At 73.1% G+C, this 10,253-nt stretch carries 11 protein-coding genes; 1 reads left to right on the forward strand and 10 read right to left on the reverse strand.

The genetic code is table 11. From position 1 onward, the window contains the following. Positions 1–137: 137 nt before the first annotated feature. The 6 genes from menD to WEB03_RS09855 all read right to left on the reverse strand — a co-directional run bounded on the left by menD (position 138) and on the right by WEB03_RS09855 (position 5,710). Complete coding sequence (gene menD / locus WEB03_RS09830; RefSeq protein WP_368070827.1) at positions 138–1,922, reverse strand: 2-succinyl-5-enolpyruvyl-6-hydroxy-3-cyclohexene-1-carboxylic-acid synthase; 1,785 nt, start codon at positions 1,920–1,922, stop codon at positions 138–140. Positions 1,923–1,932: 10 nt separating this feature from the next. After that, positions 1,933–2,853 carry an o-succinylbenzoate synthase gene (locus tag WEB03_RS09835; RefSeq protein WP_368070828.1) on the reverse strand — a complete coding sequence of 307 codons (921 nt, stop codon included), beginning with the start codon at positions 2,851–2,853 and terminating at the stop codon, positions 1,933–1,935. Positions 2,854–2,909: 56 nt separating this feature from the next. Then, positions 2,910–3,827, reverse strand: a complete 918-nt coding sequence (locus tag WEB03_RS09840) for a 1,4-dihydroxy-2-naphthoate polyprenyltransferase (RefSeq protein WP_368070772.1) — start codon at positions 3,825–3,827, stop codon at positions 2,910–2,912. Between the two features lie 264 nt (positions 3,828–4,091). Further along, positions 4,092–4,379, reverse strand: a complete 288-nt coding sequence (locus tag WEB03_RS09845; protein WP_368070773.1) for a HigA family addiction module antitoxin — start codon at positions 4,377–4,379, stop codon at positions 4,092–4,094. A 9-nt stretch (positions 4,380–4,388) separates the two neighbouring features. Then, positions 4,389–4,679 (reverse strand): type II toxin-antitoxin system RelE/ParE family toxin, encoded by a 291-nt coding sequence (locus WEB03_RS09850; RefSeq protein ID WP_368070774.1) that lies wholly within the window; start codon positions 4,677–4,679, stop codon positions 4,389–4,391. An 86-nt stretch (positions 4,680–4,765) separates the two neighbouring features. After that, positions 4,766–5,710 (reverse strand): 1,4-dihydroxy-2-naphthoyl-CoA synthase, encoded by a 945-nt coding sequence (locus WEB03_RS09855; RefSeq protein ID WP_368070775.1) that lies wholly within the window; start codon positions 5,708–5,710, stop codon positions 4,766–4,768. A gap of 91 nt (positions 5,711–5,801) precedes the next feature. Here WEB03_RS09855 and WEB03_RS09860 point away from each other — a divergent pair, with 91 nt between their 5' ends. Continuing rightward, on the forward strand, positions 5,802–6,977 hold the full coding sequence (locus tag WEB03_RS09860; RefSeq protein ID WP_368070776.1) for an AMP-binding protein: 1,176 nt from the start codon (positions 5,802–5,804) through the stop codon (positions 6,975–6,977). Between the two features lie 3 nt (positions 6,978–6,980). On the opposite strand, the gene WEB03_RS09865 is transcribed toward WEB03_RS09860, so the two are convergent. The 4 genes from WEB03_RS09865 to ccsB form a co-directional block, all read right to left on the reverse strand. Then, positions 6,981–7,754, reverse strand: coding sequence for an anti-sigma factor (locus WEB03_RS09865; protein ID WP_368070777.1), 774 nt, complete (start codon positions 7,752–7,754; stop codon positions 6,981–6,983). Next, complete coding sequence (gene sigK / locus WEB03_RS09870; RefSeq protein ID WP_368070829.1) at positions 7,751–8,344, reverse strand: ECF RNA polymerase sigma factor SigK; 594 nt, start codon at positions 8,342–8,344, stop codon at positions 7,751–7,753. The genes WEB03_RS09865 and sigK overlap by 4 nt, the downstream gene beginning before the upstream one ends. Positions 8,345–8,367: 23 nt before the next feature. After that, positions 8,368–8,802: a DUF4383 domain-containing protein gene (locus tag WEB03_RS09875; protein ID WP_368070778.1), complete on the reverse strand. Its 435-nt coding sequence runs from the start codon at positions 8,800–8,802 to the stop codon at positions 8,368–8,370. Positions 8,803–8,917: 115 nt separating this feature from the next. Next, positions 8,918–10,162 carry a c-type cytochrome biogenesis protein CcsB gene (gene ccsB / locus WEB03_RS09880; protein WP_368070779.1) on the reverse strand — a complete coding sequence of 415 codons (1,245 nt, stop codon included), beginning with the start codon at positions 10,160–10,162 and terminating at the stop codon, positions 8,918–8,920. Positions 10,163–10,253 lie beyond the last annotated feature (91 nt).

Here is a 10,253-nt window from a genome sequence, read left to right on the forward strand (position 1 = left end):
CCCGCCTACCGGTAGACCCCAGGGGGCAGACCAGCCCCTCCCCGCCTACCGGTAGGCGACCGTGTGCCCTACCGGTAGGCGACCGGGGGCGCATCTGCCCCTCCCCGCCTACCGGTAGGCAGCAGGCGAGGCGTCGGTCAGGCCAGGCCGTCGAGGGCGTCGTGGACCGTGCGGGTCATCCGCTCGTGGAGTTGACGGTTGGCGGCACGGTCGGTGCGGACGTGGATCAGCTGCAGCCCACCCGATCGGCGGGTCGCGGTGAGCACGCCTCGCAGGTCAGCGGCCCGCTCGACGCGGTGGTAGCCCATGCTGTGCAGCGCGGCGAGGTGGGCCAGGTCCCGGCCGTGTGGCGTGCCGAAGACCCGCTCGAAGGACGCCGGGTAGCCGGCCTGCGGCAGGAACGAGAAGATGCCCCCGCCGTCGTTGTCGGCGACCACGAAGGTGCAGTCGAGCCGTTCGAGGTCGGCCGAGAGCAGCAGGCCGTTGGCGTCGTGCAGCAGGGTGAGGTCACCGATGAGGGCGACCGTCGGGCGGCGATCGGGACCCTCGCTGGTGGCGTCCGCGATGGCCACCCCGAGCGCCGTGGACACGACCCCGTCGATCCCGGACGCGCCCCGGTTGGCGACGATGCGCAGGCCGTCGCGGGGGCGCAGCACCTGGTCGAGGTCGCGGATCGGCATCGAGGAGCCGACGACCAACGTGGTGGCGTCGGGGAGGACCGCCGCGAGGTCACGCGCGAGGCGCGGCTCGGTCAGGGTGTCGTCGCCGTCGAGCACGGCGGTGAGGGCGCCCTCCGCGGCCGCGTCCGCGTCGTGCCACCTCGCCGCCCACTCCGACGAGGCAGGGACCGCCAACAGGTCGGCGAGCGCCGTGCAGGTCGCGGCGACGTCGGCCACCAGCAGGTCGGCGATGGCACGTTCCGGGTCGTGCCAGCTGCCGTCCGGATCGATGAGCACCTGCGGGACGTCGGACCCGAGCAGCCGAGCGAGGTTGCGCGACACGCCGGTCCGGCCGATGCGGAGCACCAGGTCGGGTCGGTGGGCACCGGCGAACCCGGCGTGACCGAGCAGGTGGTGGGCGTGAGCGATGGCGCCGGGCACGCGCGCGTTCGACGCGGGTTCGGCCAGGACCGGGTAGCCGGACGCCCGGGCCAGGGCGTGGATCGGGCCGACGTGGTCGTCGGCGGCGCTCACGCCCGTGGCACCGACGACGATCAGGCCCCGCTCGGTCGCGAGGATCCGTCCGGCGAGGGCGGCGACGTCCTCGTCGTTCGGGCGGCGCGGGGCGCGCGTGACGGTGACCCACGGGCGCCGGTCGCTACGTCCCTCGGTGGGCGACGCGAACGGCGGAGCGGACGTACGCCCGTCGTCGCTGGCGGGGACGGTCGGTTCCCGGAACGGCAGGTTGAGGTGCACCGGGCCTGCGGAGGCACCGAGACCGACGGCAGCCGCGACACCACGGGCCACCACCGACCGCCAGTAAGCCGGGGCGTCCTCGCGGTCCTCGGCGACCCCCACCTCGCAGAACCACCGCACGCTGCCGCCGAACAGGTGGAGCTGGTCGATCGCCTGGTTCGCGCCGGTCCCACGCAGCTCCGGCGGCCGGTCCGCGGTGAGCAGCAGCAGTGGGACCCCACCGGTGTCGGCCTCGATGACGGCCGGGTGGAGGTTCGCGACGGCGGATCCGGAGGTGACCACGACCGCCGCGGGCCGGCCGCTGCCTCGGCCGAGGCCGACCGCCAGGAACCCGGCGGAGCGCTCGTCCACCTCGACGTGCAACCGGATCCTCGGGTCGTCGTGCAGCGTCATCGCGAGCGCTGCCGACCGGGACCCGGGGGCGAGGACGGCGTCGGTCACCCCGCACCGGGCCAACTCATCGACGAGGACGAGCGCCTGGGCGTGCGACGGGTTCTGCGCGCGCATCGAGCTGCCTTCAGCCGGCGAGGTGGGCGGACGCGGCACCGAGCCGCTCGATCAGCGCGAGCGCGGTGTCCGGATCAGGGGTGGCCTGGTCGAGCAGCGCCGGGTCGGGTTCGATCCGACGGACCTCGACGTGACCGTCGACCGGTTCGAGCGGTCGGTCGGTGACGTCCGCGGCCAGCAGCGTGGCCGTCCCGAGACCGCAGGCGTAGGGCAGCTCGGGTAGGGCCGCCGCGAGCGCCACGCCGGCGGCCAGGCCGACCGAGGTCTCGAGCGCGGACGACACGACCGCGGGCAGGCCCGCGGCGTCGACCACCTCGAGGGCGCGCTGGACGCCGCCGAGCGGCTGGACCTTGATGACCACGAGGTCGGCCGCGTCGAGCCCCGCGATCCGCAGCGGGTCATCGGCGGTCCGCACGGATTCGTCCGCCGCCAGGGGCACGTCGACCCGCCGCCGGACCTCGGCGAGCTCGGACAGGGTCGCGCACGGCTGCTCGACGTACTCGAGACCACCGGCCGCGGTGTCGAGCCGGCCGATCGCGAGCACGGCGGTCTCGACGTCCCAAGCGGCGTTGGCGTCCACACGGATCCGTCCGGTCGGGCCGAGCGCGTCGCGGACCGCGGCGACCCGGTCGACGTCCGCCGCGAGGTCCTGGCCCGCCTCGCCGACCTTGACCTTGGCGGTCGTGCAACCGCTGCGGGCGACCAGGCGGCGGGCGGTGGCAGGGTCGACGGCGGGGACGGTGGTGTTGACCGGGACGCGGTCCCGCACCGGCGGGGGGAACGGGTCCAGCGCAGCGGCGCGGGCGGCCGCGAGCCACCTCGACGCGTAGCCGGGGCCGTACTCCGGGAACGGTGAGAACTCCCCCCACCCTGCCGGGCCGTGGAGCAGCACGCCCGACCGCGAGGTGACCCCGCGGAACCGCAGCCGCATCGGCAGCACGAACGGGACGAGCCGGTCGAGGTCCCCCGCAGCGGGTCCCGGGGAGCTCACACATCACCTCCGGCGCCCGTGACGAGCAGCGCGGTCGCGAGCAACACCGCGAACAGCAGCTGCGCCTGCGCGGTGTGCCCGAGCGCCGCGACGAGCCGCGGACCGAGCGGGGCGTGCCGCACCAGCTCGATCCCGCGCCAGGCGACGACCAGGGCCAACACGGGCGCGACGAGCCACCCCTTCCCCGTCACGAGCACGAGGGGGGCGAGCACCAGGAAGGCGGCCAGGACGAGGCCGACGTAGAGGGTCCGGGTCCGGGCCTCGCCGAGCCGGACCGCGAGCGTCCGCTTGCCGACGGCCGTGTCGGAGGGGATATCCCGCAGGTTGTTGACCACCAGCAGCGCGGTGGCGAGGGCTCCCATGGCCAGGGACGCGAGCACGGCCACGAGCCCGATCCGTTCGTCCTGCACGTACTGCGAACCGACGGTGGCGACCACCCCGAAGAACACGAAGACGAACACCTCCCCGAGCCCGGCCGACGCGTACGGCTTGGACCCGCCGGAGTAGCCGAGCGTGGCGAGCACCGCGGCGACGCCGACGAGCAACAGCTCCCAACCGACCAGCACCGCCAGCGTCAGCCCCGCGAGGCCCGCGACCAGGAGGGCGACCGCGATGGCGCGCTTCATGCCGCCGGGGCTGACCAGTCCGGCCGCGACGGCACGCCGCGGCCCCGTGCGGGCCTCGGTGTCGACACCCTTGACCCCGTCGAAGTAGTCGTTGGCGTAGTTCACCGCGACCTGGAGCGCGAGCGCGACCACCAACGCCAGCACGGCACGGCCGAGATCGAGGTCGCCGGGTGCTGCTTCCGCGGAAGCAGTCCCGACCAGCACCGGCGCGACCGCGGCGGGCAACGTCCGGGGACGTGCCGCCTCGATCCAGGTGCTCGCGCCCACAGCGCCGTTGGTCGTCGTCATCGGTGCCAGCCTACGGTCAGGCGGACTCCCCACCTCGCACCACCCAAGAGCAACGTCGCCCTGGCGCGGCGACCCCGGCGTACGCTCCGCACATGCAGCTCGACCTGTTCGTGGGATCCATCGAGGAGACCCTGTCGGCGACGCCGGCCTGCTGGTGGCGCAGCACAACTCGAAGGCTCGGAGCTGGTCACCGCCGATCGCGCCTTCGAGGCTCACGACGTCCCCGTCCGCTGGGCCGCCTGATCGCGACGAACGGCCGCCGGGTCAGCCGGCGCCGGTGAGCTGGCGCACCTCACGGGTCGGCCGTGCTCGTACGAGGTCGTGGTTCGACTGGAGATTCAGCCAGAACTCCGGCGTGGTTCCGAACGCGCCAGCGAACAGCCAGGCCGTCTCCGGCGTCACGCCCCGCTTCCCACGCACGAGCTCGTTGATCCGCTGCACCGGAACGCCCACGTGCTGCGCCAGCGCAACCTGCGTGAGCGCGAGTGGCCCCAGGAACTCCTCGCTCAGGATCTCGCCCGGGTGCATCGGCGTCCGCTTCCTCGGCAACATGGCGGCTCCTCAGTGGTAGTCGGTGATCTCGACCTCGTACGCATCGCCGGACTCCCAACCGAAGACGATGCGCCACTGGTCGTCCACCCGGATGCTGTACTTGCCTCGGAGGTCGCCCTTGAGCGGTTCCAGCCGGTTCCCTGGCGGGGCGCGGAGATCGTCCAGCTCCCTGGCCGCGTTGAGCATGTCCAGTTTCCGTGTCGCCGCCGAGCGAATGTCGGGCGAGAGCCGCCGGATCGCCTTGCCCCGTTCGCCGTGGAACAGAGCTTCGGTAGCCGAGTCGCGGAACGACCGGATCAAGCGCTTCTCCCGCTTCCCTCAACACCCCGAGGTTGCCGCCTTACCGGGATAGCATGCAATCCTGGTCTCGTGCCTTCGTTCGCTGCTCAGTAGTGGTAGGGGTACGGCGACCAGTCGGGGTCGCGCTTCTCGAGGAAGCTGTCGCGGCCCTCCTGCGCCTCGTCGGTGCCGTAGATGAGCCGCGTCGCCTCGCCGGCGAACACCTGCTGGCCGATGAGACCGTCGTCGGGCAGGTTCATCGCGAACTTGAACATCCGGAGGGCGGTCGGTGACTTGCCACCGATGCGGGCGGCCCACTCGAGCGCGGTGGCCTCGAGCTCCGCGTGATCGACCACGCGGTTGACCATGCCCATGCGGTGGGCGTCCTCGGCGGAGTACTCGTCGCCGAGCAGGAAGATCTCACGCGCGAACTTCTGCCCCACCTGGGTGGCGAGGTAGGCCGACCCGAACCCACCGTCGACGGACGCGACGTCGAGATCGGTCTGCTTGAACCGGGCGTGCTCGCGCGAGGCGATCGTCAGGTCGCAGGTCACGTGCAGCGAGTGACCACCGCCGGCAGCCCACCCGGGGACCACGGCGATGACGGCCTTCGGGGAGAACCGGATGAGCCGCTGCACCTCGAGGATGTGCAGCCGACCGACACGAGCTCGCCCCTCCATCGGCGGCCCAGGAACTGCGGAAGGGCCGCCTCGATCCTCCCCCCGGGGAGGATCCTGGGGCTCGTACTGGTAGCCGTCCTTGCCGCGGATGCGCTGGTCCCCACCCGAACAGAAGGCCCAGCCGCCGTCCTTCCGGGACGGACCGTTGCCGGTCAGCAGCACGCACGCGACGTCGCTGGTGGTGCGGGCATGTTCGAGGACCCGGTACAGCTCGTCGACGGTGTGGGGCCGGAAGGCGTTGCGCACCTCCGGACGGTCGAAGGCCACCCGCACCGTCCCCTGGTCGACGGCGCGGTGGTAGGTGACGTCGGTGAGGTCCTCGAAGCCGGGCACGGTGCGCCAGCGGTCGGCATCGAACAGCTCGGAGACCACGGCTCGTTCCCGTTCATCGGAGGAAGGGCACGCCGGTCGGCGCACGGGTCCGCAGCCTACGCTGACGACGTCGACGGGTCCGGAGGCGCCAGTGGCACGGCTGATCGCGCTGCCCCTGCCGTCCACCGGCGAGGCGGCGGAGGCGGTCCGGGCGCGTTGGGAGGCCGGGGACGCGGTCCTCCCGCTGGACCCGGAGGCGTCGCGCGCCGAGGTGGAGGCGCTGCTGGCAGCCCTCCGACCGGACCGGCTCGCCAGCTTCGACGATCCCGACGGCTGTGCGCTGCCGGATCCGCTGCCGACCGACGACGGCGTCGCGCTCGTGGTGGCCACCTCGGGATCGACCGGGACCCGCAAGGGGGTGACGCTGACGTCCGCCGCGCTCGACGCGTCGACCGCCGCCTCGCTCGCGCGGCTCGGCGTGCAGCACGACGCCGTCTGGCGCGTTCCCTTGCCGCTCCACCACGTGGCCGGGCTGGCGGCGCTGCGGCGCGGGTGGGCGCTCGGGACGACCCCGGACGTCGTCGCGCCGGGCGACCTCGATGCGCTCCTGCGACCCGGCGCCGACCACGTCGCCGTGGTCCCGACCCAGCTGCACCGCTGGCTGGCCCGTGACGGGGCGGCCGGACCGAGGCAGGTCCTGCTCGGCGGCGCCGCCGCGTCCGGCGACCTGCTCGAACGCGCAGCCGTCGCCGGCATCGAGGTGGTGACCAGCTACGGCATGACCGAGACCTGCGGCGGGTGCGTGTACGACGGTCACCCGCTCGCGGGCGCCGAGGTCGCGCTCGCCGGCGACGATCGGATCCGTCTGCGGGGTGAGATGCTCTTCAGCGGGTACCGGGGGGACCCCACGGCGACGGCCGCCACCGTCGACGACGACGGTTGGTTCACCACCAGCGACGTCGGTCGTCTCGGTGAGGACGGCAGGTTGACGGTGCTCGGTCGCGCCGACGACGTGGTCGTCAGCGGCGGCGAGAACGTCCCGCTCGCGGTGGTGGTCGCCGCCCTGCGGTCGCACCCGGACGTGGCCGATGCCACCGCCGTCGGCGAACCCGATCCCGAGTGGGGCGAGCGCGTCCACGCCGTGGTCGTCCCCCGCGACCTCGCCGCACCACCCACGGAGGCGGACCTCCGCGAGCACGTGCGGGGTGATCACCCCGCCGCGTTCGCGCCCCGGCGGGTGACCTTCGTGCAGGAACTGCCGCGCGACGCGATGGGCAAGGTGACCCGGTCGAGCCTCCGCGCCGCGATCGCTGTCGCGCGCGGGTGAACGTCAGGTGGTGAGCTCGGCGACCATGATCGGGTCGGTGGTGGGCTGACGGATCGGCTGATCGTCGGGTTCGACGGTCACGCCGATCGCCACGGTGGTCGAGAGCTCGCCGGCCAGGACCCGGGTCGCACGGCCACGCTCGTCGACCGAGAGGGTGCCCGCCGGCTCGGCGGCACCCTGGTCGTCGATCAGCCACAGGACGAAGGCGTGCCCGTCCGGTGCCGCTTCCATCCCGTCGACGAGGAAGACGGCCTCGTTGCGGGCGGTGGACATCACCACGCGAACGGTCTCGGGACCGCCCGTGTCGACGTCGATGACCTGCGCGTCGGCGGCAGCCATCACGTCGGTCAGCTGGGTCGTCGAGGTCTCGAGCTGGTCGATGCGGTTGCCGAGGTTCGCGACGACCGCGGACAGACCGAGGACGGCGATCGCGACGATCGCGGCGGCCGGCGCGGCGACCGAGCTCAGCCACCGACGCGCGGGCGAGATGCTGGTGACCTCCTGCCGCGAGGCAGGACGGGGCGGGGCTTCCTGCCGGACGTCGTCGATCCGGCCGAGGACCGCGTCGCGGAGCCCGGGCGGTGGCGTGACCGCGGACGCGCTGCCGAGCCGGGCGGCCGTCGCCTGGAGCTCGGCGACCTCCTGGCGGCAGGCGTCGCAGGCGTCGAGGTGGACCTCGAACATCTCGCGCTCATCGTCGGGGAGCGCGTCGACGGCGTAGGCACCGGCCAGCGTGTGGATGTCGGCAGACATCGTGGTCCCTCCGAGGTAGCTCATCGAGCCACCCCCATAGCGTCGCGCATACGGATCAGACCGTCGCGCATGCGGGTCTTGACGGTCCCGAGCGGGGTGTCGAGCAGGTCGGCGACCTCGCGGTAGGTGTGGCCGCCGTAGTAGGCCAGCTCCACCGCCTCGCGCTGCAGATCGGTGAGGGCGGACAGCGCCTCGCGCACCTGTTGGTGCTCGAACCGCAGCTCCACCTCCTCGGCGACCTCGTCGAAGGCGCGCGACCGGTCGCGGATGGCGATGCGTTCGGTGCGGTCTCGGCTGGCCTGCTCGCTGCGGACCCGGTCGATGGCCCGTCGGTGGGCCATGGTGAGGATCCAGGTCTGGACGGTCCCACGGTCGGGGTCGAACCGGGTCGCGGTGCGCCAGACCTCGACGAGCACCTCCTGTGCGACCTCCTCGGACTGCGAGGGGTCGCGGACGACCCGCTTCACGACCCCGTAGACGGAGCCTGCGAACCGGTCGAACAGGTCAGCGAACGCCGCCTGGTCGCCACGGGCGACCGCAGCCATCAGGTCCTCGTCCGGCACGGTCTTGCCCCCCGGGAGGGGGGTCAACCGTCTTCGGCGGTCGGGTTCCATCGGCATCTCTCGGTCGTCGAGGTTCAAGGTCGGCGGTCGGTGGGCAGGACCGCGCAGGTGCCGGCGATCGCTGCGGTGAGCAGGTGGGCGGTGATGGTCGCGGTGTTGACGGCGAGGACGTTGCCGTCGGTGCCGACGACGCCGATCCCGAACAGGCCGACCACGGCGAAGGCCGCGGCGGCGAGCATCGTCGCGACCCGCGCCGCCTCGGGGGAGGCGCCGGCCGCAGCGACCAGGGTGATACCGACCAGCAGGTGGAGCAGGTTCTGGATGCCGTTGACCTCGAAGCCGAGCAGCACGGCACCGCGGGTGGTCGTCATCGAGCTGAAACCGGTCACGCCGAAGCCGACGATCCCGGCCGAGCAGTAGACCACGCCGGCGGCGCGCGCGAACCGGACCGCGGGGGTCCTCGTCGCGCTCGGTCGGGGGGTCCCGACCATCCGCTGGGTGGTGATCACGTCGTCCTCGCCGGCTGCGGGGCACCCCGCCGGCGCCCGACCGGGTGCAGCGACCCCGACCGCCACTTCCACGGTCGGCGCACAGGTGGTTCGCAGTCGACGCCCCGGCGGTTGCCTACAGCCCCGCGTACGAGTGCAGACCGACGATCACCAGGTTCACCCCGTAGTAGGTGAACATCAGCACGGCGAACGCCCACAGCGCGATCCAGCCCGCCGACCGGCCACGGGTCCCCCGCGTCGCACGGGCGTGGAGGTAGGCGGCGTAGGCGACCCAGGTCAGGAACGACCCGGTCTCCTTCGGATCCCAGCCCCAGAACCGGCCCCAGGACTGTTCGGCCCACATCGCCCCGGCGATGACCCCGAAGGTCCACCCGAAGAACCCGAGCGCGATGGTGCGGTAGGCCAACCCGTCCAGCGTGGCCGCCGGCGGCAGGTAGGGGGTCAACCAGCGGGCGATCAGAGCAGCGGCCACCAGCCCGAGGTTGATGCTGAGGAAACGCTGGAGGCCGGTCCCGGTCTCGAGTGTGGGCGTCGCGATGAACACCCACGACACCGTCGAGGTGCCGAGGAAGGTGTAGAGCGCGAGCTTCCAGGGGTCGATGGCCGCACGGAGGGCACCGCGGTACGCGGCCGCGTCCTGCTCGTCGACGGCGTCGTCGTCCTCGGTCGAGCCCGGATCGCTCCCGTCGGGGGCCACCCGCTCGGCCACCGATGCGGTGTCGTCGGCCGAGGTGAGGTCGGACACGTGGGCCGCCCCGACGGTCGATCCGGTCGTGACCGCGGTGCGCGGGGCGGCGCCGCGCCGCTCGGCGGTGTCGCGCAGGAGGTAGAGCGCGGTGAACACGAAGCCGGCGGTCAGGATCCCGGCCGAGATCACGATCAGGGTGACGTGGAAGCTGCGCCACCAGGTGTCGAGGATCGGCTGCAGCGGACCCGGCGAGCTGTAGACCAGCAGGGCCGAGGCGAGCACCAGGGTGCCGGCCATCATCACGAAGCCGTTGAGCTCGGGACGCTTGCGCACGAACTGGAGGTAGACGAGCCCGGCGACGACGCCCGCGAGCGCCATCGCCGAGGTGAACTCGAACATGTTCCCGAGCGGCAGGCGTTCCTGGACGATGCCGCGCAGGACCTCGTGACCGACGTGGGTGGCGATCCCGGCGATGGCGAGCGCGGAGCCGAGCCACCGCGCGACGCGGCCGTACCCGAGCTGCGCCAACCGTCCACCGCGACGCGGCTGGTCAGCGCGGCCGACGGTCGTGGTCAGCGAGTAGAGGTAGAACGCCGCGGAGGTCCCGTACAGCAGCAACGTCACGGGCGAGTACAACAGCCGCGACAGCTCGGCGAGCTGGTCCTGGCTCACGGTCTGACTCCAGGGTCGGGCGCGGGATGGGTCGGGTCGGGCGCGGTCACGGTCACGGTCGGGTCGTCCGCCGGGGCGGTCGGCCCCGGGG

The sequence above is a fragment of the Nitriliruptor sp. genome (genome assembly GCF_040882075.1).
Lineage (GTDB): Bacteria > Actinomycetota > Nitriliruptoria > Nitriliruptorales > Nitriliruptoraceae > Nitriliruptor.

Excerpts from the sequence above, each read along its gene's own strand:
- menD (WP_368070827.1), bottom strand. The coding sequence starts at position 1,922 with ATGCGCGCGCAGAACCCGTCGCACGCCCAGGCGCTCGTCCTCGTCGAT.
- WEB03_RS09835 (WP_368070828.1), bottom strand. The coding sequence starts at position 2,853 with ATGCGGCTGCGGTTCCGCGGGGTCACCTCGCGGTCGGGCGTGCTGCTC.
- WEB03_RS09840 (WP_368070772.1), bottom strand. The coding sequence starts at position 3,827 with ATGACGACGACCAACGGCGCTGTGGGCGCGAGCACCTGGATCGAGGCG.
- WEB03_RS09845 (WP_368070773.1), bottom strand. The coding sequence starts at position 4,379 with ATGTTGCCGAGGAAGCGGACGCCGATGCACCCGGGCGAGATCCTGAGC.
- WEB03_RS09865 (WP_368070777.1), bottom strand. The coding sequence starts at position 7,754 with ATGAGCTACCTCGGAGGGACCACGATGTCTGCCGACATCCACACGCTG.
- sigK (WP_368070829.1), bottom strand. The coding sequence starts at position 8,344 with ATGGAACCCGACCGCCGAAGACGGTTGACCCCCCTCCCGGGGGGCAAG.